The 21,313-nt window shown below is 66.6% G+C and carries 17 protein-coding genes; 4 read left to right on the top strand and 13 right to left on the bottom strand.

Going from position 1 to position 21,313, the window contains the following annotated elements; genetic code table 11:
• Positions 1-137: 137 nt before the first annotated feature.
• The 8 genes from AZKH_RS07475 to AZKH_RS07510 all read right to left on the bottom strand — a co-directional run bounded on the left by AZKH_RS07475 (position 138) and on the right by AZKH_RS07510 (position 13,612).
• Positions 138-4,190, bottom strand: coding sequence for an EAL domain-containing protein (locus tag AZKH_RS07475; RefSeq protein WP_015435145.1), 4,053 nt, complete (start codon positions 4,188-4,190; stop codon positions 138-140).
• 132 nt (positions 4,191-4,322) lie between these two features.
• Positions 4,323-4,778, bottom strand: coding sequence for a DUF302 domain-containing protein (locus tag AZKH_RS07480; RefSeq protein ID WP_015435146.1), 456 nt, complete (start codon positions 4,776-4,778; stop codon positions 4,323-4,325).
• 70 nt (positions 4,779-4,848) lie between these two features.
• Positions 4,849-7,011, bottom strand: coding sequence for a TonB-dependent receptor (locus AZKH_RS07485; protein WP_015435147.1), 2,163 nt, complete (start codon positions 7,009-7,011; stop codon positions 4,849-4,851).
• 131 nt (positions 7,012-7,142) lie between these two features.
• Positions 7,143-8,696 carry a DHA2 family efflux MFS transporter permease subunit gene (locus AZKH_RS07490; protein ID WP_015435148.1) on the bottom strand — a complete coding sequence of 518 codons (1,554 nt, stop codon included), beginning with the start codon at positions 8,694-8,696 and terminating at the stop codon, positions 7,143-7,145.
• 41 nt (positions 8,697-8,737) lie between these two features.
• Positions 8,738-10,036, bottom strand: coding sequence for an efflux RND transporter periplasmic adaptor subunit (locus AZKH_RS07495; protein ID WP_015435149.1), 1,299 nt, complete (start codon positions 10,034-10,036; stop codon positions 8,738-8,740).
• A gap of 43 nt (positions 10,037-10,079) precedes the next feature.
• Positions 10,080-11,546 (bottom strand): efflux transporter outer membrane subunit, encoded by a 1,467-nt coding sequence (locus tag AZKH_RS07500; protein WP_015435150.1) that lies wholly within the window; start codon positions 11,544-11,546, stop codon positions 10,080-10,082.
• Between the two features lie 86 nt (positions 11,547-11,632).
• Positions 11,633-12,115, bottom strand: a complete 483-nt coding sequence (locus tag AZKH_RS07505) for a MarR family winged helix-turn-helix transcriptional regulator (RefSeq protein WP_015435151.1) — start codon at positions 12,113-12,115, stop codon at positions 11,633-11,635.
• Positions 12,116-12,178: 63 nt separating this feature from the next.
• Positions 12,179-13,612 (bottom strand): PLP-dependent aminotransferase family protein, encoded by a 1,434-nt coding sequence (locus AZKH_RS07510; RefSeq protein ID WP_015435152.1) that lies wholly within the window; start codon positions 13,610-13,612, stop codon positions 12,179-12,181.
• A gap of 123 nt (positions 13,613-13,735) precedes the next feature.
• Here AZKH_RS07510 and AZKH_RS07515 point away from each other — a divergent pair, with 123 nt between their 5' ends.
• Positions 13,736-14,173 (top strand): carboxymuconolactone decarboxylase family protein, encoded by a 438-nt coding sequence (locus AZKH_RS07515; protein ID WP_015435153.1) that lies wholly within the window; start codon positions 13,736-13,738, stop codon positions 14,171-14,173.
• Between the two features lie 80 nt (positions 14,174-14,253).
• Here AZKH_RS07515 and pip read toward each other — a convergent pair whose 3' ends face one another.
• The 3 genes from pip to AZKH_RS07530 all read right to left on the bottom strand — a co-directional run bounded on the left by pip (position 14,254) and on the right by AZKH_RS07530 (position 16,536).
• Positions 14,254-15,246 carry a prolyl aminopeptidase gene (gene pip / locus AZKH_RS07520; protein ID WP_051071749.1) on the bottom strand — a complete coding sequence of 331 codons (993 nt, stop codon included), beginning with the start codon at positions 15,244-15,246 and terminating at the stop codon, positions 14,254-14,256.
• A gap of 57 nt (positions 15,247-15,303) precedes the next feature.
• The gene (gene pal, locus AZKH_RS07525) at positions 15,304-15,810 is read right to left on the bottom strand and encodes a peptidoglycan-associated lipoprotein Pal (RefSeq protein WP_015435155.1); all 507 of its coding nucleotides are present in this window, start codon (positions 15,808-15,810) and stop codon (positions 15,304-15,306) included.
• A gap of 105 nt (positions 15,811-15,915) precedes the next feature.
• Complete coding sequence (locus tag AZKH_RS07530) at positions 15,916-16,536, bottom strand: OmpA family protein (RefSeq protein WP_015435156.1); 621 nt, start codon at positions 16,534-16,536, stop codon at positions 15,916-15,918.
• Positions 16,537-16,819: 283 nt separating this feature from the next.
• On the opposite strand from AZKH_RS07530, the gene AZKH_RS07535 reads away from it, so the two are divergent.
• Together AZKH_RS07535 and AZKH_RS07540 are read left to right on the top strand one after the other, a co-directional pair.
• A complete protein-coding gene (locus tag AZKH_RS07535; protein WP_015435157.1) occupies positions 16,820-17,512 on the top strand; it encodes a response regulator transcription factor in 693 nt (230 codons plus the stop codon).
• Positions 17,493-18,785, top strand: a complete 1,293-nt coding sequence (locus tag AZKH_RS07540; protein WP_015435158.1) for a HAMP domain-containing sensor histidine kinase — start codon at positions 17,493-17,495, stop codon at positions 18,783-18,785. Before AZKH_RS07535 ends, AZKH_RS07540 begins: the two co-directional genes overlap by 20 nt.
• A 22-nt stretch (positions 18,786-18,807) precedes the next feature.
• Here AZKH_RS07540 and AZKH_RS07545 read toward each other — a convergent pair whose 3' ends face one another.
• On the bottom strand, positions 18,808-19,287 hold the full coding sequence (locus AZKH_RS07545) for a VOC family protein (RefSeq protein WP_015435159.1): 480 nt from the start codon (positions 19,285-19,287) through the stop codon (positions 18,808-18,810).
• Between the two features lie 190 nt (positions 19,288-19,477).
• Positions 19,478-20,260 (bottom strand): helix-turn-helix domain-containing protein, encoded by a 783-nt coding sequence (locus AZKH_RS07550; protein ID WP_015435160.1) that lies wholly within the window; start codon positions 20,258-20,260, stop codon positions 19,478-19,480.
• Positions 20,261-20,351: 91 nt separating this feature from the next.
• Between AZKH_RS07550 and AZKH_RS07555 the strand changes: the two genes are divergently transcribed.
• Complete coding sequence (locus AZKH_RS07555; RefSeq protein ID WP_015435161.1) at positions 20,352-21,293, top strand: DMT family transporter; 942 nt, start codon at positions 20,352-20,354, stop codon at positions 21,291-21,293.
• The last annotated feature ends 20 nt before the right edge of the window (positions 21,294-21,313 follow it).

Consider the following 21,313-nt stretch of genomic DNA (forward strand, 5'->3'; position numbering starts at 1 on the left):
CCTCCTGCTTGGGGTCGGGGGCGTGTTGCAGTGTGGGCCCTGCGGCCCGATGCGCATTTGCGCGATATCTCTTTTGATTACCTCTGTTTAGAAGGCGCTTGGGGCTTTGTCAAACGGCGGGCTACGCGGGAGAAGGCTCAGTCGGTGCCGTTCTGGTCGTTTGTCGGGTCGTCGAAGCAGTCGATCAGCGCGACGACAACATTGCGCGAAGCGGTGCGGAACTTCAGGCCGGTGAGCGTCCGGCGGGCCGAGGAGTGGTAGCCCAGGTCGAAGTCGGCGACGATCTGTCCCGCGAGCTTGTGGAATTCGCGGTGCATGAGGTCGAGATGCTCCAGGCGGTCGTCGGGGATGCCGGCATTGCCTTCGATCCAGCCGCCGAGCGCACAGCGGGTGACCGATCTCGCATCGTCGAAGTCGATGGGGGAGGCGGAAGGACGGCCCGCGACGTAGTCGTTGAGACGCTTGCGCCAATCCAGGTGCGACTGGATGGCCCTCTTCAGGTCCAGCCCGTTGCGCGTCCAGTGCCCGCGCCTCAGGAAGGCCGCGAGTTGCGGCGAGCGCTCGCCGAGCAGGCGCCGCAACCAGTCTTCGATGTCGAGGTCGTCGTGGCGCAGCGCAGTAAGCAGGCGCGTTTCCTCGAGGCTCGACCCGTCGTCGGGCGGCAGCAGGAAGTGGCGGGCGAGCAGCGTTTCGAATTCGGTCGCGTCGGCCGGCTTGCTGATGAAATAGCCCTGCAGGTAATCGCAGCCCAGGTCGCGCAGGAAGCTCACCTGCTGCTCGGTCTCGACCCCTTCGGCGGTGACGCGCAGGTCGAGGCTGTGCGCCATGTTGATGATGGCTTCGACGAGGTGGGCGTCGTTGCGGTCGTCGGGGCAATCGTGGATGAAGCTGCGGTCGATCTTGACGATGTCGACCGGGAAGCGCTTGAGGTAGGACAGCGACGAAAACCCGGTGCCGAAGTCGTCGAGCGCGTAGCCGATGCCCAGCGCCTTGATCGCGCGCATGCGCGTCTCGATCGTCTCGCTGCCGCCCATCAGCACGGATTCGGTGATCTCGACGAGCAGGCTGTCCCGGTCGAGGCCATACTCGTTCAAGACGGCACTCACGAGGCCGGGCAGGGTCGCCTCGCGGAACTGCACGCCGGACATGTTCACCGCCATCCGCAGCGACGGGTAGCCGAGGTCGCGCCAGCGCCGCGACTGCCGGGCGGCCTCGCGCAGCGCCCATTCGCCGATCGCGACGATCAGGCCGCTGTCCTCGGCGACGGGAACGAATTCCAGCGGCGACACCGCGCCGCGTGTCGGATGATCCCAGCGGATCAGTGCCTCGGCGCCGATCAGTTCGCCGCTGTCGGCGTCGACGATCGGCTGATAGTGCAGGGTGAAGGCGTGCTGATCGAGCGCGATACGCAGGTCCGCCTCGAGCTGCATGCGCGCGAGCGCATCGGTCTGCATGTCGCGCGAGTAGAACTGCAGCCGGTTCTTGCCCGCCTGCTTGGATTTGTACATCGCGATGTCGGCGTTGCGGAACAGCGTCTGCACGTTGTCGCCGTCGTCCGGATAGACCGTGATCCCGACGCTGCCCGAGATGCGGTGCTGGATCTGGCCCAGCGCGAAGGGCTCGCGCAGGATGCTGACCACCTTCTCTCCGATCGCATGCAGGTCGTCGGCGTGGGTGAGATCCTGCACGACGATCGTGAATTCGTCGCCGCCGAGGCGGGCGACCGTGTCCTGGTCGCGCACGCAGGACGTCAGGCGATGCGCGACCTCGATCAGCAGTTCGTCGCCGATGTCGTGGCCGAGCGTGTCGTTGATCCACTTGAAGCCGTCGAGATCGAGGAACAGTACGCCAACCTGCGTGTGCGTGCGGCGCGCGTGGGCGAGGGCGTGGTCGAGCCGGTCGGAGAGCAGGCTGCGGTTGGCGAGGCCGGTCAGCGCGTCGAAGTTCGCCTGGCGCCAGATCGCCTCGTCCTGCTGCTTGCGCAGCGTGATGTCGTTGAAGAGCGAAATGTAGGCGACGATCTGCCCGCGCTCGTCGCGCACGGTCGAGATCGATTGCCACTGCGGGTAGATTTCGCCGTTCTTGCGCCGGTTCCAGATTTCGGACTCCCAGCGCCCGGTCGCGGCGAGCGCCTGCCACATCTGCGCGTAGAACGCCGGCTCATGCTTGCCGGAGCGCAGGATGGCCGGCGTCTTGCCGATCGCTTCCTCGGCCGAGTAACCGGTGATTTCGGTGAAGGCGGGGTTCACCGACGTGATCACGCCCGCCGCGTCCGTCGTCATGATGCCCTGCGTCGAGGCGTTGAACACGACCATCGCCTTGCTCATCTGCGTGAGCAGACGCTTGCGCTCGGTGACGTCCTGCAGGCTCAGCTGGATCAGCGTGCGGTCGTGGTGGCGGAAGCTCGTGCAGCGCACTTCGGCTTCCCAGATTTCGCCGTCGGGGCGCTGGTTGCGCAACTCCATCAACAGTGTGCCGGTGCGCAGGCACTCGGCGAGGTGACGCTGCGAGAGCTCGTCCGACGGTGTGCCATCGGCTTGTACGGTCACGGCGAAATCCATCGGCGAGCGGCCGATCAGCTCGCTGCGGTCCTTGCAGCCGTAGATCGCGACCGCCGCATCGTTGCAATCGACGAAGCGGCGCGTCTCGGGATCGACGATCGCCTGCGGGATGTAGGAGCGCTCGAACAGCGTCTTGTTATAGGTCTCGCTGTCGAGCAACGCCTGTTCGGCCTGCTTGCGCTCGGAGATGTCGTTCATCAGTCCGACGAGATAAGGCGGCTCGCCGCGTTGCGCCTTGACGCGCGACAGCCGCAGATCGCTCCAGTACAGCTCGCCGTTCTTGCGCCGGTTGAGCAGCTCACCCTGCCAGCTCTTGCCGGTCGCGACCGCTTCCCACAGGCTCGCGTACACGCTCTCGGGCGTGAGGCCGGACTTGAGTATCGCCGGGGTCTTTCCGCGCGCCTCCTGGCGAGAGTAGCCGGTGATCGCCTCGAAGCCCGGATTGGTGTAGCGGATCGAGGCGTCCATGTCGGTGATCAGGACGCCCGAGGTGCTCGCGTTCAGCGCCGCGCGGAAGATGCGCAAGCGCTGGGCGGCGCGGCGCCGCTGCTCGAGCAGGATTACGATGAGGAGCACGAGCAGCAGCGTCGCGAGTTCGATATACATGCCGGACAGCACGCGCCAGCGCAGCTCGGCCACCTTGATCAGGTGGAAGACCGTCCACGGGGCGTACTGCAGGTCGACGGTATGCAGCAGCCAGTCGCCGGTCCGGGTGTAAGTTGCCTTGGTGGCGGGCATCAGGCCGGCGATGTCCTGCGCGATCGCCGCCGGCATCGCGGCATCGATCTGGCGGAGCGTGTCGTTGCCGGGCCGGATCAGGTCGGGGTGGGCGACGAGTTGTCCGTACTGATTGGCGACGAAGGGCTTGCCGATATCGAGCCCGGAACCGGAAAGGTGGTCGTTGAGCGTGGTCAGCGTGATGTCCAGCGCCACCATGCCGCGGAAGCGCCCGTTCGCGTCCGACACCGGCGCCGTCACGGAGGCCATCAGGCCCTTGCCGGCCTCGTCCACATAGGCCTTGCTCCAGCGCACCAGCCGCTGCGGATTGTTCGTCGGCGCGGTGTCGACGAAGACAGGGTGCGCCAGCATGTCGTCGTTCCAGTGGAGGAAATCCCACTGCGTCTCGATCGGATAGATCGAGACGAAGCGGTTCGCCGACGTGTAGTAAACCCATGAGGCCTGCGGAACGTTTTGCATCACGCGACGGAACAGCGGGGTCAGATGCAGCGCCGCCTCGATTTCCTGCGTCGTCTCGACGGGCAGCGTGCGCAGGTCGCCGCCCCCGATGAGGTAGGCCGCGAGTTCCCTCGGCACGCCGGGAGGCTCGCCCTGCAGGCCGTAGCTGGCGCCATCAGGGTTGCGCACCAGGGCGGCCCGCACCGGATGCGGAGGGCCGTGGAAGTCGCTTTGCAGCGCACGCTCCGCTTCGACGCGGAGCAGCGCGACGTGGTCGTTCGCGGATTTGGCCGTCGTGTCGATTGACTTGGCTGTCGCCTGCAGGCTTTCGTCGGCGAGCCGCAAGATGCTCGCCATGCGATACGACCATTGCTCGTACACGCCGAACGCCGCCAGGCCGAGGACCAGGACGTAGGAAAGCAGGACAACGCGGTTCGGCTGTGCAAGTTTCACTCACCACCTGTCTGGCCCGATCGATGGGCTGCGTCGATCAATCTAGCCGAATAATACGAAAGATGTAATTACCCCTCCCCGGTACATGGGAAATCCGACACGGCGAGTCCCATTTGTTTCCCCGAATTCGGGTCAGCGGGACAGCCCCGCGTTCTCTCGAGTGCGATTGACGAGGCGGTGCAGCAGTTCGCGGGCCATGCGCCCGCCGGGGGAGGCGATCGCCGGCTTGCGATAGCTGAGGAACACCGTTTCCGGCTTGCCCGGCAGGGTGTAGAGCGCGATCGTCAGCGGGCATAGCGCGATGTTGTGGCGATCCTCGGTCACGAGGCGGGCCGAGATGCGGGCGCTGCAGAAGGAAAAGATCTCGGCGCGCTCGAAGAAGTCGGCGCGGTGGCCGAGATCGGGCGCGGTGCGGGCGAGCATCTCGCCGAATGGGTTGATCCCTGGCGGGGCGAGGCCTTCATCGACCATCGCGTCGAGCAGCGCCGCGCGGGCGTCCTCGTAGGCGAGCGGCTGCAGGGTCTGGACGACGACGCCCGGGGCGGCGGCCTGCGCGGTGGCGCCGAGCAGGAGCAGGCCGGCGAGCAATAAAAAACACCCTGCCCGAAGCCATCGGGCAGGGTGCAAGCGGTCACCGTGGAGGATGGGCACGGATACGTCAGAAGCGGTAGGTGGCCCTCGCGCCGGCGTACCAGCTGCGGCCCGGGCCGGGTTCGTAGAAGCGGCCGTTGCCGTCGCCGACGATCACGGACGCGACGTGCTGGCGGTCGAAGAGGTTATCCACGCGCAGCAGTTCGCCGAAGGTCCAGGCGCCGCTGCGCTGCTCGGTGGTGAGGCGCAGGTTCACGAGCGTGTAGCCGGGTGCGGCGTGCTGGGTGTTGGTGTCCTCGACGTAGACCTTGCCGCGGTACTGCGTTTCGACGGCTGCGGCGAGGCCCTGCACCGGCTTCCATTCGACTTCGGCATACGCCGACAGCGCCGGAACGCCGGGCAGGCGCTTGCCGTCGCTGACGGTGACGGCGCTCGCGCCGCTGCCGCTCACGAAGGGCTCGTCGTAGATCGCGCGCAGCCGCGTGATCGAGCCGCGGGCGCGCCAGTAGGGCGAGAATTCGGTGTCGGCCGCGAGCTCGAAGCCCTGGCGCAGCGTGCTCGCCGCATTCTTGAAGACCGTGCGGCCGCCGAGGCTGCTATCGACGACGAGTTCGTCCTCGGTGCGGATCTGGAACACGGCGGCATTGACGCGCGTGTTGTCGCCGACGAAGGCCTTGGCGCCGAGCTCGTACTGCTTGCTGGTCGAAGGCTTGAGGCCGAAGTTGAAGCCGTCCGAGGCGCCGGTGCCGGAGTACGACAGTTCCGCGAGCGTCGGCGTCTCGAAGCCGCGCGCGGCGCTGGCGTAGAGATTCACGGCCGGCGTGAGCTTGTACAGGATGCCGACCGCCGGCGTCGTGCGCTTGTAGCTGACGTCGCCGCTGTCGTCCGGGTTGCCCGGCTTGATGTACTGGTCGTCGACCTCGAACTTCACGTCGCTGTGGCGCACGCCGGCCTGCAAGGTCCATTTCTCGATCTCCCAGCTCGCCTGCAGGTAGGGATCGAGGCTCGTGACGGTGTCGGTCTCATGGCGGCGTTCGCGGCCCTTCACGCCGAGCGCGGTCGGCGCCGCGGCCGTGCCGAGGAAGTTCTCGAAGCCGCGGCGGGCGTCTTCGGAGCGGTCGTAGTCGACGCCGCCGGTGAGCGTGAGTGCGCCGGGGCCGGCTTGCAGAGTCTGGATCCAGCGCGCCCCCAGGCCCTCGAACTCGCGGTCGAACTCGACGACGCCGCCGGAGTGGCGGGGGCGTGTCGCGATGTTCTGGAAGGTGGGCGCAATCGCCTGGAACTGCGTCACGCTGCGTTCGCCGGCGTATGCCGTCAGCTGCAGGCGGCCGGAGCCGAAGCGGCGCTCGTAGGTCGCGCCGGCCTGCTGGTGGTCGATGGATTTGCGGGTATCGAAGGTCTCGGCGACGGTTTCGACCGAGCGCGGATCGTTGCGGTAATGGGTCCAGGTCAGACCCAGCGGGTCCTGCGTGTCGTCCTGCTTCAGCGCGCTGGCGACGAGTTCGAGCTTGCTGTCCTCGTCCGGGCGCACGCGGACCTTGGCGAAGGCCTGGTCGCGCGTCGCGGCGCTGTGATCGCGATAGCCGTTGGTGTCGAAGCGCGAGACATCGACCAGGTAGCCGACGCCGTTCTTCTCGCCTTCGGCGCCGAGGTTGATCTTGGTGGTGTCCCACGAGCCGGCGATCACGCCGCCGTACACCGAGGGGGGGCCCTTCGGATCGCGGGAGAAGAGCTGGATCACGCCGCCTGAGGCGTTGCCGTAGATCGACGAGAACGGACCTCGCATCACTTCGAGTCGTTCGGCGGTGTCGAGGTTGAAGGTCGCGGCCTGACCCTGGCCGTCCGGCGTGCTCGCCGGGATACCGTCGGTGATCAGCTTGATGCCGCGCACGCCGAAAGCCGCGCGCGAGCCGAAGCCGCGCACCGAGATCTGCAGGTCCTGCGCGTAGTTCTGGCGGTTCTGCACGACCAGCCCGGGGACGCCGTTCAGGGTTTCCGATGCATTGACGCCGAGGTTGCCGGCGCGCACCGCCTGGGCGTCGATCGAGTCGATCGAGAAGGGCAGGTCGAAGCTCTCGGTTTCGACGCGGCTGCCGGTTACGACGATCGGGTTCAGCGTCGGCACCGTCTCCGCCGCCATGGTTGCCATTGCCGGCACGGCGCCCAGACCCGCAAGGAGTGCGAGGTGCAGGGGTCGGAGGCGGGTCGGCGGCGTGGCGTGGCGGCGCATGGCGGTGTCCTGTAAGGATTTGTGAGCTTGTCCGAAGAATGGCTTGAACTATAGCCATAAGCCCTTATGCAGACTTCGCTACGCGCGCTGAATACGCCTCCAGAAAATCATGAGATTCGCCGCGCGGGCAGTCAGTGTGCACCGCCCGCGCTGCTCGCGTCCGTCTTGCCCGTCACGGGACGGCTCAACCAGATCACCGCGGTCAAAGCGAGGAACAGGATGCCGGCGCCCCAGAAGAGGTCCGTAGCCGACAGCATGTAGGCCTGCCGTGTGACCTGGCGTTCGATCATGCCCATCGCCTGTGCCGGGTCCAGGCCGAGCGCGGACATGCCTTGCAGCGTCTGCGTCGTGCCAGCGTCGAAGACCGAGATGTGTTCGACGAGGTGCGCGTGGTGCATCGCGGCGCGGTCGTCCCACATCGTCGTCGAGATCGATGCGCCCATGCCGCCCGCGGTGATCCGGAAGAAGTTCGACAGGCCGGCGGCGGCCGGGATGCGCTCGGGCGGCAGGCCGGACAGCGTCAGCGCGGTCAGCGGGATGAAGAAGGTCGCCATCGCCGCGCCCTGCACGAGCTGCGGGATCACGATCGCCATCATGTCGGCGTCGGTATTGAAGCCCGAGCGCATGAAGGCGGTGGTCGCGAAGACGATGAAGGCAAAGCTCGCGATCAGGCGCGGATCGGTGCGCGGCAGGATGCGGCCGACGAACGGCGACAGCAGCAGCGCGAAGACGCCGATCGGCGCGGTGACGAGGCCCGCCCAGGTCGCCGTGTAACCCATGAACTGCTGCAGCCACAAGGGCATCAGCACGACCATGCCGAAGAATAGGCCGTAGGCGAGCGACACCGAGACCACGCCGGTGGCGAAATTGCGCCGCTTGAAGAGCGTGAGATCGACGACCGGGTGGCGGTCGGTCAGCTCCCAGACGACAAGGAAGCTCAGCGCGACGACCGCGACGACAGCGAGCGTGACAACTTCGCCGGACGCGAACCAGTCGAGCTCCTTGCCCTTGTCGAGCATGATCTGCAGCGCGCCGACCCCGACCACGAGCAGCGCTAGCCCGATGCCGTCGATCGGGAGCTTCCGCGTCGCGGACTCGCGCGTGCGCATCAGCCGCCAGGTGAGCCACGCGGCGATAAGGCCGAAGGGCACGTTGATGTAGAAGATCCACGGCCACGTGTAGTTGTCCGAGATCCAGCCGCCAAGGATGGGGCCGAGCACCGGCGCGACCAGCGTCGTCATCGACCACATCGCGAGCGCCATGGCGGACTTTGCCTTCGGATAGCTTTGCAGCAGCAGCGCCTGCGACAGCGGGATCATCGGTCCGGCGACGGCGCCCTGCAGCACGCGCGCCGCGATCAGCATCTCGAGGCTCGTCGACATGCCGCACAGCAGCGACGCGATGACGAACAGCACGATCGACGACACGAAGAGCTTTACCTGGCCGATGCGCTGCGTGAGCCAGCCGGTGAGCGGCACGCTGATCGCGTTGGCGACGGCGAAGGACGTGATCACCCAGGTGCCCTGGCTCGCGCTGACGCCGACGTCGCCGGCGATGGTCGGGATCGACACGTTGGCGATCGTCGTGTCGAGCACGTTCATGAAGGTGGCGAGCGACAGCGCCACCGTCGCGAGGACCAGGGCCCCGCCCGAGAGCGGGGGTAGCGGTTGCGGGGCTTGGCTCATGGCGGAGGCTCCGGTTGCGGCGGTTGTCAGGGGACGGAGGCTTAGTGCGCGAGCTGCAGCTTCGTGCGGATCAGCGGCGGGTTCTTGCGCACGTCGCCGGCCACTCGCGCGCTGGCGTCGGCGCTGTCACCGCGGCGGGCGAGCGGCGGGATGTCCTGCGCCGGTGCACCATGCAGATTGGTGGCGATGATCTGCTTGACCAGTGCGTCCGCACCCTCGCTCTCGCCCGAGAACACTTCGGTGCGCGCGATCGGCTCCTGCCGCGCGCCGCCTTCTGCGAGCTGCTTGCCGCTCTGGTCATGCACGTCGACATCGACCTGCATCGACAGGCCGACCCGCAGCGGATGCTCGCCGAGTTCGGCCGGATCGAGCGCGATCCGCACCGGCACACGCTGCACGACCTTGATCCAGTTTCCGGTCGCGTTTTGCGCCGGCAGCAGCGCGAAGGCCGAGCCGGTGCCGGCCGCGAGGCCCGCGACCTTGCCGTGGTATTCGATATGGCTGCCGTAGACGTCGGACGTCAGCGTCACCGGCTGGCCGATGCGCATGCGCTGCAGCTGACCTTCCTTGAAGTTGGCGTCGACCCAGACCTGGTCGAGCGGGATCACGGCCATCAGCGGCGCTCCCGGGGCGATGCGCTGGCCGACCTGCACCGCGCGCTTCGCGACGTAACCCGAGACCGGCGCCGGGATCTCGGTGCGTTCGTAGGCGAGCCAGGCTTCGCGGACCTGGGCGGCGGCGGCGAGCACACGTGGGTGCTGTTCGACGGTCGCGTTGTCGATCAGCGCGTGGTTCGACGCATACTGTTCCTGCGAGGCGGCGAGGGCCGCGGTCGCGGCGGCGAGTGCCGTGCGGGCGTGCTCGATTTCCTCGCCCGAGACCGCGCCGCTGCCGGCCAGCGCCTGGCGGCGGGCGAGGTCGTCGCGGGCCTTGGCGACGTCGGCTTCGCGCAGCCGGGTCGTTGCCGACAGCGCGTTGCTCGTCGCGAAGAGCGTGCGCACTTCGCGGACGGTCTGCGCGAGCTGGGCCTGGGCGTGGTCCAGCGCGAGCTTCGCGTCGGCCTGGTCGAGCTCGACCAGCGATTCGCCGCTGCGGACGAAATCCGTGTCGTCCGCGTGGATCGCGAGCACCGTGCCGGCCGTGCGCGGGGTGATCTGCACGACGTTGCCGGCGACGTAGGCGTCGTCGGTCTTCTCGACGTGGCGGGCGAAGAGGGCCCAATAGGTGCCGTAGGCGATGCCGGTGGCGGCGAAGAGGCCGGAAAGGGCGAGCAGCAGGCGCTTGCGGCGGGGATTGGCGGCGTCGGCAGGGGCGGCGGCGTTGGCGTTGTCGGGGTTCATCGTTGTTCTCCTTCGGGGCCGGGGGCGGGGCCGGGGTAGCGCTTCAGGCTGCTGCAGGGGTTCGGGTGATCTGGACGGTGGCAGGTGAGGTGCCAGGCTCGAAACCGCCGCCCAGCGCGCGGGCGAGGCCCACTGCGGTGTCGCGCCGGCGGGCTTCGAGGTCGGCGACCTGCCGGCGCTGGCCGAGCACCTGGGCCTCGACGCTGAGCACGGTCAGGTAGGTCGAGAGGCCTTCGCGGTAGCGCAGCAGCGCGAGACGGTAGGCCTCGTCGAGGCGGCCGAGCGCAGCGCGGCTTTGTTCGAGCTGGGTGTCGATCGCGCGCCAGGACGCCACCTGGTCGGCGACATCGTGCAGCGCATCGACGAGCGTCGCGTTGTACTGCTCGGCTGCGGCGTCATAGTCCGCGTCGCGTGCGGCGAGTTGGCTGCGCAGCCGGCCGCCGTCGAAGATCGGCAGGCTGATCGCGGGACCGGCTCCGGCGATGCGGCTGCCGGCGTCGAGGAAATGGCCGAGGCCGATCGACTGGAAGCCGACGAAGGCGACGAGGTTCACGTTCGGATAGAACTGCGCTTTCACGACGTCGATGTCCTTCGCCGCAGCCTCGACGCGCCAGCGTTGCGCGACGACGTCAGGGCGGCGGCCGATCAGCTCCGCGGGCAGCACGGACGGCAGCGCCAGCGTGTGCGCGATATCGACCGTGGGCCGCTCGATCGCGAGGCCCCGATCCGGACCGGAACCGAGCAGCGCGGCGATCTGGTTGCGCAGCAGCGCCATGCGTTCGTGGATCGCCGCGAGCTCCGCCTCGGTCGCGGGGATCGCGGCAGAGGCCTGTTGGAATTCGACGGCGGTGTCGAGGCCCGCGCGCACACGGCGGTCGGTCAGGTCCTGCAGCTGGCGGCGTTGCTGCAGCAGCGCTTCGGCGATGTCCTGTTGCTCGAACTCACGCTGCAGCTGGATGTAGCTGCGGGCGAGGGCTGAGGACAGGAGCAGACGCGCCTGCTGCGTCTCGGCTTCGGCCGCGCGGACGTTGCCGACAGCCGACTCGAAGGCGGCGGCATTCTTGCCCCAGAAGTCCAGCTCGTAACTGAAATCGAGCGCGGCGCGGTTGGAGGTCTTGGTCGAGCCGGCAAGCGGGGGCGGGACCTGGCCGTTCTCGCTGAAGCGCTGGTTCGTGCTTGTCGCGTTCGCGGTGATCTGCGGCACTCGGGCCGCGTCGGCGAGGCCGGCCACGGCGTTGGCGCGATCCAGGCGGGCGCGGGCGATGCGCAGGCTGGGGCTTGTCGCGAGCGCTTCGTCCATCAGGCGATCGAGTTGCGCGTCGCCGAAGGCCGACCACCAGTTGTTGGACGGCCACGCGGCCGTCTTGTCCGCGTCACCTGCGAGACTCGTGCTGGCGGCCAAGTGGTTGGCATCGCTGACGGCGGCGCGCGGCGCGAGGCCCTCGAAGCTGGCGCAGGCTGTCAGGACGGCGGCGCTGAGGGTGGCGAGCAGGAGAGGGCGGACGCTCATGATGGACTCCAGGAAATCTGCCAGGGATGTTACGGGTTAGGCTGTGGCTGCTTAGGCAGCTATCAGGTCAAAAAAATTTCGATTGGTCAGGCCGAATCGGCGTTCGCGATCATGCGGCGCAGAAAGCCCTTGAACAGCTCGAGTTCGCTGCGGGTGAAGCCGCGCAGGTGGCGATTCAGGACCTTCAACGCGATCTCAGGCAGCTGCGGGTAGAGTTCCTTGCCCGCTTCGGTCATGCGCAGATGAACGACGCGGCGGTCCTCGGCGCTGCGCTCGCGGCGCATCAGGCCCTTCTGCTCCAGCCGGTCGAGCATCCGGGTCATCGAGCCGGTGTCGCAGCCGCTGTTGCGGCAAAGTTCGGCCGCCGTCTCAGCCTTGCCGTTGGCAAGCTGCAGCAGGATGCCCCACTGCGCCCACGTGATGTCGAGCGGCGCGAGTTCGGCGTCGATCGCCGCGACCATGCGGCCGCGCACCTGGGTGAGCAGGTAGCCGACACTTTCGTCCATCGTCCAGTTCTCAGGCGTGTAGAGCGGGGTGTCGTCGGTGTTCGGGGTGTCTTGCGTGGTCATGGTGGGTGTGCGATCCAAACAGTTACTGCCTGAGCAGTAATATCGCTGCTTAGGCAGTAACTGTCAACCGGAAATTTTCGGCAGCAGTCCGGCGAGGATGTTCAGCGCCTTGTCGATCTCGTCCGCGTCGATCCCTCCGTAGCCAAACAGCATCCCTTGCCGCCTGGGCTCTTGCGCGTGGAAACCGGAGATGCCGTAGAGCCCTATCGCGGCTTCCCGTGCTGCGGCGATGAGCTGCGCCTCGGACAGCGGCTGCCGGAATCGGGCGACGAGGTGGATGCCGGCCGCGGGGACGATCGGTTCGAACCAGGGCGCGAGCGCGCCGGTGAGGTGGCCGAGCAGCGTCTGCCGCCGTGCGGCGTAGTGCTTGTGCATGCGCCGCAGGTGCTTCGCGAAGTCGCCGTCGAGCATGAATTTCGCGAGCGCGTTCTGCGTCAGCGCGCAACTGTGCCAGTCGCCGATCTGCCGTACTTTGCGCAGTGCGTCGATCAGCGAGGCGGGCGACACGAGGTAGCCGATGCGCAGCTCGGGGAAGATCGTCTTGGAGAAGGTCCCGACGTAGGCGACGAGGCCGCTGCGGTCGAGCGTCTTAAGTGGCTCCATCGGACGGCCTTCGAAGCGAAACTCGCCGTCGTAGTCGTCCTCGATGATCACCGCGCCGTGCTCGTGCGCCCATTCCAGGAGTTGGATGCGGCGTTCGAGGCTCATCGGCATGCCCAGCGGAAACTGGTGGGATGGCGTCACGTACACGAGGCGCGCGTCCGGCGGCAAGGCTTCGACGACGAGCCCCTCGGCATCGACCGGCACGCCGACGACCCGCGCGCCCTGCGCCAGGAAGGAGGCACGCGCCGGCGGATAGCCCGGCTCCTCGACCGCGACGACATCGCCGGGCCCGACGATGGTGCGCGCCATCAGGTCCAGCGCCTGCTGCGCGCCCTGCGTGATGAGCACGTCCTGCCAGTTGGTCGCGAGCGCCCGGTTGAAGCCCAGGTAGCGCGCCACCGCGAGCCGCAGCTCCTGTTCGCCGGCCGTATCGCGATAGGTGCCGCGGCCGCGCGCCTGGATGCGGAGGGCGTGATGGATGCAGCTGCGCCAGGTGTCGAAGGGGAAAAGCCGCTTGTCGGTCACGCCCCCCATGAAGTCGTAGGGGAGGGGCGTGACTTGGCCCGGCATCGCCAGTGCCGGCGGCAGGCTGTCCCACAGCGCGCGAGGCGCTGCACGCGGTGCCGGCGGCGTCGGTGTCTCACGCAGGCGCGCAAGGCCTTCGGCGACGAAAGTCCCGTCGCCCGGGCGCGAGCACAGGAAGCCTTCCGCGGTCAGGCGCTCGTAGGCGTCGAGCGTGGTCTTGCGGGAGACGCCGAGCTGGGCCGCGAGCTCGCGCGTGGACGGCAGGCGTTCGCCCTCGGGCAGGCGCTGGTCGAGGATCGCGGTGCGCAGTTGGCGGTAGATCTGGCCGGCGAGATCCTGCCGCCCGTGAACGGTCAGGTGCATTTCCATGGTTACTGGTTACCTGGATTTTTCCGGAATTGGTCATTGGACGGAGCCACTACCGCGCCTATCTTACGGTCACGCGCCGCACTTGCGGCAGCCAACCCCGAATGAACCCGTACAGGAAATCGCATGGAACCCCGTCTCGACTTCTACAAAGCCAGCCCGAACGCCATCAAGGGAATGCTCACACTGGAGGAAACGGTCAAACGCAGCGGACTCGAGCACTCGCTCGTCGAACTGGTCAAGCTGCGCGCCTCTCAGATCAACGGCTGCGCCTTCTGCGTCGACATGCATACGACCGACGCACGCAAGGGCGGGGAAGGCGAGCGGCGCCTTGCGACCGTGTCGGTGTGGCGCGAGACGCCGTTCTTCACCGACCGCGAACGTGCCGCGCTGGAGTGGACCGAGTCGCTGACGCTCATCTCCGAAAACCACGTGCCGGACGAGACCTGGGCGCGCGTGCGGCCGCATTTCAGCGATGCGGAGCTCGCCGACCTGACGCTGCTGATCGTCGCGATCAACGGCTGGAACCGCTTCGCGGTCGCCTTCCGCAAGATGCCTGCGTAAGCGCGACTTCACGCCGACCAGTCCCGCTACGGCAAGCCGGGACTGGATGCGCGGACGCTGGAAGCGACCGAACGGGAAATTCAGGCCGGATCGCCGTCCGCCCAGCCGGAAAAATCACCCTGCGCGGCGAAGTGCGCCAAGGCTCCGGCAAATGCGGCGAGCATCGGTGCGTCGAAGGGATTGTGACCGGCGCCCGCGACGAGCTTGAGCCGGCTGCCGCCGATCGCCTCATGCAGTCGCAATGCATTGGACGGGCGGCACACCCGGTCTTGCCGTCCATGGACGATCGCGACCGGCAGGTCGAAAAGGCCGACGGCCCTGCGCAGCAGCTCGTCTTCCCCTAGAAAGCATTCGCGGCGCAGGTAATGCGCCTGCACGCGGTATTTGTCGAGCGCCGCCTGCGTCGCCGCGTCGTCGAGTTGCGGCAAAGCCTGCGGCTGGCCCGAATCGAGTGCCTGCTCCCACGCGATCCAGTGGCGTACGGCTTCGACGGCGAGGGCTTCGTCGGGGCCGCTCGCGGCGTCGAACAGCCATTCGCCGACCCGGCCGTGCGCCGCCTCAGGCACGAAGGACGTCAGTCGTGACCAGGCCTCGGGCGCCAGCGGGGCCGCGTGGAAAAACCAGTCCAGATCGTCGCGGCCGGTCAGGAAGATCCCGCGCAGCACGGCGCCGAGACAGGCCTCGCGGTGAGCGGCGCAATACGCGACGCCGAGCGCCGCGCCCCACGAGCCGCCCGCCACCAGCCAGCGCCCGATGCCCAGGTGCGCCCGCAGCCGTTCGATGTCGGCGACGAGCTCGAGCGTCGTGTTGTGCGCGCACTCCCCCCGCGGCGTGCTGCGTCCGCAACCGCGCTGGTCGAACAGCACCACGCGGAACAGCGTCGGATCGAACAACTGGCGCATGCGCGGCGAACATCCGCTCGCCGGTCCGCCATGCAGGACCACGACCGGCAGCCCAGCCGGGTTGCCGCACTGCTCGTATTGGATCGTGTGGCCGTCGCCGACGTCGAGTGCGCCTGATTGCAGAGAATCGACGGCTGGAAAGATCAGGTTCGGACTCCCGGGGGATGACATGACGACAAGCGTCTCCGGGAGCATGTTAATGGGCCCCGGGACGCCAGTCGACCGTCGTTACTTGAAGCTGAAATCCGCCCTGCGATTCTCGGTCCAGCACTTTTCTTCGTGGCACGCCGCGCGCGGCTTTTCCTCGCCGTAGCTGACGGCTTCCAGCTGCGCGTCGGGCACGCCCAGCGTCCTGAGCGCCCGTGCCACCGCCTCAGCGCGCTTCTGGCCGAGCGCGAGGTTGTATTCGGTGCTGCCGCGCTCGTCGGCGTTACCCGTCACGGTGACCCTGACCTGCGGCGACGATTTCAGGAAATCGTAGTCCTGCTTCAGGATGTCGTGGTATTGGGCTTTGACGCTGTAGTCGTCATAGTCGAAATAAACGCTATTGGCGGCCAAAGTCTTGATGATGCGTGCCATCCGCTGCGCGTCGGTTTCAGTGTTCGCGGTCGGCTGGGCTGCGGCCGGCATGGACTTGGCCGTCGATGCCGGGGCCTCCGCCTCGGTTTTTACGGGATTTGAAGAACAGGCGGCAAGCAGAGCACTTACGGCAACGACAGCAACGATACGGCGCATTCAAAATCTCCCTGAAATATTTCCATTAAATGAACAACAAGTCCTGCCATTCCTGCAACGAAGAGCGAACTTGATCTGTAATTCGCCGACAGGCGGCCGGATGCTTCATTTCTCCGCCCCGACGAACTGAAGTTCAACCCGGCTTTCCGCCGAGCGACATTCATCCGAATCGCAGTCGCCGCGTGAAGGCGGCTCGCAGCCCAGCGAACGCCGGCGAATCTGACGGGCAGGTACGCCCAGTTCCAACAAGGCCGCCGTGACCGCGCTCGTGCGCTTGGCTGCGACGGCGACGCAGTATTCCTTGCTTCCCGTTCTGCTCGCGTGCCCGACCAGCAGCACCGTGAGTCGCCGGTCGGCCTGCAACTCTTGCGCTATATCGGCGAGCGTGTCACTGCCGACAGAAGGGATCGTTGTCTCTCCGGCGGGGAAGAAGATGTTCCTCGACGGATCCGGCTTCTCGACGGCGATAGCCAAGGTGGGCGCCACGTTCGCCACAGGAGTGCCCGGCGCGCTGCGTTCTTCGATGCTGCCTTGCGTCGCAGTCGCTATGGCAGGAGCCATTGGAGGCTCGAGCGAGGACGCTGCCTGCACTTCGAGTGCTTGGTTCGCGCTGGCGGCGAGCAACGCGCCCCAAACAAAGCACCGAATGCGCGCTACGCGCCGCTGCCGGATTGCAGAACGAAGTGCCTTGCGGCTCACGAATTCACCAAAAAAACGCCGGCGCATCGACGCAGCGCCAAAATCCCGTGCCCCGCCTGCCCATGCGGGCACCAGTAGCGGCCAATCAATCAGACACTAAGCCCGAGCGATGCCGTTGAAGATGCCGGGCCTGACAATCGGGCGTCAATTTATCAGGACGAAGATCAAGATTAGATCAACACGAAATCAACGTTTTATCAATGAGGGCGGAGCGGCGTCGGAAGGGCCAATGGATTCAGGTTTTGCGTCGGTGTCTGCGCCGCTCGCGTTAAGATAAAACCTCGAAGCACATGACGAATCACATGACGTAATGGCCAGTTCCGTACTCATTGTCGAAGATGATCAGGATCTCGCGCGAAATCTCGCCGATTTTCTCGAACTCAAGGGTTACATCACAGACCATGCGGCTGACGGCTTGACTGCGATGCACCTGCTCGCGGCAAACACCTACGATCTTGTGGTCATCGATTTGATGCTGCCGGGCTTGGACGGTCTGACCCTCTGTCGCCGCATTCGCGAGAAGCTTCGCAGCCGCCTGCCGGTCGTCGTGCTGACGGCCAAGGACGAATTGGACACGAAGGTCTCGGCCTTCGATATCGGCGCGGACGACTATGTCGTCAAGCCGGCGGCGCTGCGCGAAATCGAGGCGCGGATCCGCGCCCTGATCCGCCGCGCCGGGCGCGAGGTCGACAACGAAGTGCTTGAGGTCGGCGATCTGCGCCTGCATACCGGAACGATGAAGGTCGAACGTGCCGGGCGAGCCATTACGCTGCCTCCGGTTCCGCTCAAGATCCTTGCGCTGCTGATGCGCCGTTCGCCGAACGTGGTGCATCGGTCGGTGATTCAGCGCGAGATATGGGGCGACCAACCGGCCGATAACCACGCACTGATCGTGCACATGCACACCTTGCGCAGCACCGTCGACAAACCGTTCGATCGACAGCTGGTGCACACCGTTCGCGGGTTCGGCTATCGGATTGCGCATGAACAACCGCCGCTATGACAGTCTGCGCAACAAGCTGGTACTTCCCTTCGCGCTGCTCGGGTTCATCGTCAGCGCGCTGCTCAGCGGGATTACCTACGAACTCGTCGCCGATCTCGAAGGTCGCGCGATCGAGCGCATGCTGCGCTTCGAGATGGAAGGCTTCCGTTACCGAAAAGCGCGCAATCCGCTTGCGCTGCAGCCCGCCACGACGCTGATCTACGGCGCCTTTCTGCCGGATCCCGATTTGCCGTCGATCGTTCCGCCGGCCGCCGGCGTAGAACGTATCGAGGCACACCGCATCAAGGAGCGCGACTACACGGTGCTGGTCGGGGACATCGCCGGTGCCCCTTACGTCCTGTTGTACGACCGGACGTTCGTCGACAGCAGCCTCGTCCAGCTTGCCTGGCTTCTCGTCGGCGGCACGCTGTTGATGACGATACTGGCAACGCTCGTCGGCTACCGTTTGGCACGCCAGGTCGTGCGGCCGATAGGGCGCCTCCTCGACGAAATTTCGGCGAAGTCTGCGGCGATCGATCCGCATGCGCCGCTCAGTTTCTCGGCGGCCGACTATCCAGGCAACGAAATCGGCCGCCTGGTGCAGGCCTTGGACCAGTTCGCGATGCGTCTTTACGGCTTTGTCCAGCGCGAGAGCTATTTTGCTTCCGACGTCAGTCATGAATTGCGCACGCCTGTCGCGGTGATTCGCGGCGCGGCCGAAGTGCTCATCGAGAGCCCCGAAGTCTCTGACACCGTTCGCCAGCGGCTGCGGAGCATCCATCGCCAAGCCGTCCGCATGGGCGATGTGCTCGAGGCGATGCTGCTGTTGGCCCGCGAAGAGGGAGCATCCGGCGATCCGGCGTGTGCGATGGCCGAGGTCGTCGACGACGCGATTGCCGATTGCGCGCCGTCGCTGTCGGGGCGCCGCGTGAGCATCGTCCGCGAGTTCGAGGGACGACCGATCGTTTCCGTCGAACGTTCGCTGGCCTACGTCGTCATCAGCAACCTGTTGCGCAACGCCTGTGCGCATACGCGCGAGGGCAGCATTACCGTTCGGCTGCTTGATGATCGTGTCGAGATCATCGATACCGGTATCGGTATCGCGGAAGATCGGTTTCCCGACGTCTTCAGGCGGTACGTCAAGGGGGACGAGAGTCCGGGCAGCGGGCTCGGGCTATCGATCGTCGCCCGAGTCACCGAACTCATTCGCTGGAAGACGACGATCGACAGCCGCGCCGGCGTCGGCACGCGCGTCGTCGTCAGCTTTGCCGCGTCTGTTCCCGGTCCGGTTTGACCAACTGCCGTAGCGCGATGCGTCAGCCGCGCCGCGCCGCTTCGATCGCAGCAATGTCGATCTTGCCCATCCCCATCATCGCTTCGAACGGGCGCTTGGCCGCCGCCCGATCAGGATCGGTGACCGCGGCCATCAGGGCGCGGGGGGTGATCTGCCACGACAGTCCCCACTTGTCCTTGCACCAGCCGCACTCGCTTTCCTGACCGCCGTTTCCGACGATTGCGTTCCACAAGCGGTCCGTTTCGGCCTGATCGTCGGTCGCCACCTGGAACGAGAACGCCTCGCTGTGTTTGAACTCCGGGCCCCCGTTGAGGCCGACACAAGGGATGCCCATCACCGTGAACTCGACCATCAGGACATCGCCCTGCTTGCCCGAGGGATAGTCGCCGGGCGCGCGATGGACGGCGCCCACCGCGCTGTCCGGGAAGGTCTCGGCGTAGAACGTCGCAGCGTCCAACGCGGTGCCGTCATACCAGAGACAAATCGTGTTCTTGCTGACCATTTTGTTTCTCCTATCTGCTCCATCGGTATCCACCTGAAGAATGAACACCGGGCGAGGGACTTGGTTCCGTTCAAAGCAAGGTCGAAGCCCGAGGATTTTTCCCTGAGCCGAACGCGATCCCAAGCGGAGATTGACCTCCAGTCCGGAACTCTTCCGACGCAATGTCCGGCGACAGGTCCACAAAGACCCGTCACTTCTTCGACTTCGCGAACTCCGCGGGCGTCACGTGCATCAGCTTGCGGAACATCGCGATGAACGCCGACGAGCTCGAATAGCCGAGCTCGAGCGCGACCGATTCCACGCTGCGGCCGGATTCGAGCAGCGGCATGGCACGCAGGATGCGCAGCCGCTGGCGCCACTCCGACAGCGACATGCCGAGATCGCGCTGGCAGCGCCGGATCAGCGTGCGTTCGGTCGTGTTCGCGAGCCGGGCGAGTTCGGCGAGCGGGCGGTTGTCCTCCGGATGCGCTTCCAGCGCCTGGAGGACGGGCGCCAGCGCCAGATCGGCCGATGAGGGGAGGTAACTGCCGGCGCAGGACGCCGTGGCCAACTGGTCGACGAGGACTTGCAGGAAGCGCTCGTCCTCGGGCGTCGCCGGCGATTGCGGCGGCCGTGCGCGGAGCCGGTCGAGCATCGCGACGATCAGCGGATCGACGAGGAGCGCACAGGGCACCCGCGGCAGGCTTCCGCAAAGCGCCTTTGCGACATACACGGAACAGTGGCCGACCTCCTTGCGGTTCAGGCCGATGTGCTCGATCTCGGGCGGCAGCCAGATCCCGTATTGGGGCGGCGCCAGCAGGTGTTGCCCGAGCACCTTCACTTCCATCACGCCGCGGAAGGCGTACACGAACTCCCCGCCGGCATGTTTGTGCGTCGGATAGATCGCATTGGCCGGGGATTCGGCGACGCGGAAATGGATGGGCGAGGGCAGTTGCTCGCCCTGCGGCGCGAGTCGCGTCAGCGCTGTTTTCATGGCCGTCCGGCTCTAGGTTTTGGCGGTTTTTCACTATATCAATAAAGATCGCCAGCGCCACAATCCTGTTTACGGATCGGACGGGAAAACCATGGACAACCGCAAATCGCTGGACGGCCAGGCCACCAGCCTGATGGTCGTGCTCTGCCTGATCTGGGGTATGCAGCAGGTCGCGCTCAAGGCGGTCGCCGGCGACATCGCGCCGATGCTGCAGATCTCGCTGCGCTCCGGCATCGCCGCACTGCTGGTCGGCGCGCTGATGCTCTGGCGCGGGGAGGGGATGTCGCTGAAGGCGTGGCGGCCGGGTGTCGTCGTCGGCCTGCTCTTCGCCGCCGAGTACCTGATGGTCGGCGAGGCGCTCAGGCATACGAGCGCATCGCGCACCGTCGTCTTTCTCTACACGGCGCCGATCTTCGCCGCCCTCGGCCTGCACTGGAAACTGCCCGCCGAACGCCTGGGATGGATCCAGTGGGCGGGCATCGCGTTGGCCTTCGCCGGGGTCGCGACAGCCTTCCTCGGACGCGACGCGCAAGTGCCGTCCGCATCGGCTGCGAACATGCTGTGGGGCGACTTCCTCGCCTTGCTCGGCGGCGTCTCGTGGGGCGCGACCACCGTCGTGATCCGGACCTCGAGCCTCTCGCAGACGCCCCCGGCCCAGACGCTGCTGTACCAGCTCGTCGGCGCCTTCGTCCTGCTGCTCGCGGCGGCCATCGCCCTCGGCCAGAGCGGCTTCAATCCCACGCCGAGGGCCTGGACAGGGCTGCTGTTCCAGACGCTGATCGTCTCGTTCGCGAGCTTTCTCGCGTGGTTCTGGCTGCTGCGGAACTACCTCGCGTCCCGCCTCGGCGTCTTCTCCTTCCTAACGCCGGTCTTCGGGATCGTCCTCGGCGCCCTGGTGCTCGACGAGCCGCTGGAAGCGCGCTTCGTGGCGGGGTCGCTGCTGGTGTTGGGCGGCATCCTGGTCGTCAGCGGACATGGGTGGCTGAGGACGACGGCCGCGGGAATACTGGGCGCCCGTTCGGCCAGGCAGTGAAACCTGCGCGAACGGTGCTG

Origin of the sequence: Azoarcus sp. KH32C, assembly GCF_000349945.1 — a bacterium.
GTDB lineage: Bacteria > Pseudomonadota > Gammaproteobacteria > Burkholderiales > Rhodocyclaceae > Aromatoleum.

Coding starts and splice junctions, on each gene's coding strand:
- AZKH_RS07485 (WP_015435147.1), bottom strand. CDS start 7,011: ATGCGCCGCCACGCCACGCCGCCGACCCGCCTCCGACCCCTGCACCTC.
- AZKH_RS07550 (WP_015435160.1), bottom strand. CDS start 20,260: ATGAAAACAGCGCTGACGCGACTCGCGCCGCAGGGCGAGCAACTGCCC.
- AZKH_RS07515 (WP_015435153.1), top strand. CDS start 13,736: ATGGAACCCCGTCTCGACTTCTACAAAGCCAGCCCGAACGCCATCAAG.
- AZKH_RS07500 (WP_015435150.1), bottom strand. CDS start 11,546: ATGAGCGTCCGCCCTCTCCTGCTCGCCACCCTCAGCGCCGCCGTCCTG.
- AZKH_RS07530 (WP_015435156.1), bottom strand. CDS start 16,536: ATGCGCCGGCGTTTTTTTGGTGAATTCGTGAGCCGCAAGGCACTTCGT.
- AZKH_RS07545 (WP_015435159.1), bottom strand. CDS start 19,287: ATGGTCAGCAAGAACACGATTTGTCTCTGGTATGACGGCACCGCGTTG.
- AZKH_RS07540 (WP_015435158.1), top strand. CDS start 17,493: ATGAACAACCGCCGCTATGACAGTCTGCGCAACAAGCTGGTACTTCCC.
- AZKH_RS07490 (WP_015435148.1), bottom strand. CDS start 8,696: ATGAGCCAAGCCCCGCAACCGCTACCCCCGCTCTCGGGCGGGGCCCTG.
- AZKH_RS07495 (WP_015435149.1), bottom strand. CDS start 10,036: ATGAACCCCGACAACGCCAACGCCGCCGCCCCTGCCGACGCCGCCAAT.
- AZKH_RS07510 (WP_015435152.1), bottom strand. CDS start 13,612: ATGGAAATGCACCTGACCGTTCACGGGCGGCAGGATCTCGCCGGCCAG.
- pal (WP_015435155.1), bottom strand. CDS start 15,810: ATGCGCCGTATCGTTGCTGTCGTTGCCGTAAGTGCTCTGCTTGCCGCC.
- pip (WP_051071749.1), bottom strand. CDS start 15,246: ATGTCATCCCCCGGGAGTCCGAACCTGATCTTTCCAGCCGTCGATTCT.
- AZKH_RS07505 (WP_015435151.1), bottom strand. CDS start 12,115: ATGACCACGCAAGACACCCCGAACACCGACGACACCCCGCTCTACACG.
- AZKH_RS07555 (WP_015435161.1), top strand. CDS start 20,352: ATGGACAACCGCAAATCGCTGGACGGCCAGGCCACCAGCCTGATGGTC.
- AZKH_RS07535 (WP_015435157.1), top strand. CDS start 16,820: ATGGCCAGTTCCGTACTCATTGTCGAAGATGATCAGGATCTCGCGCGA.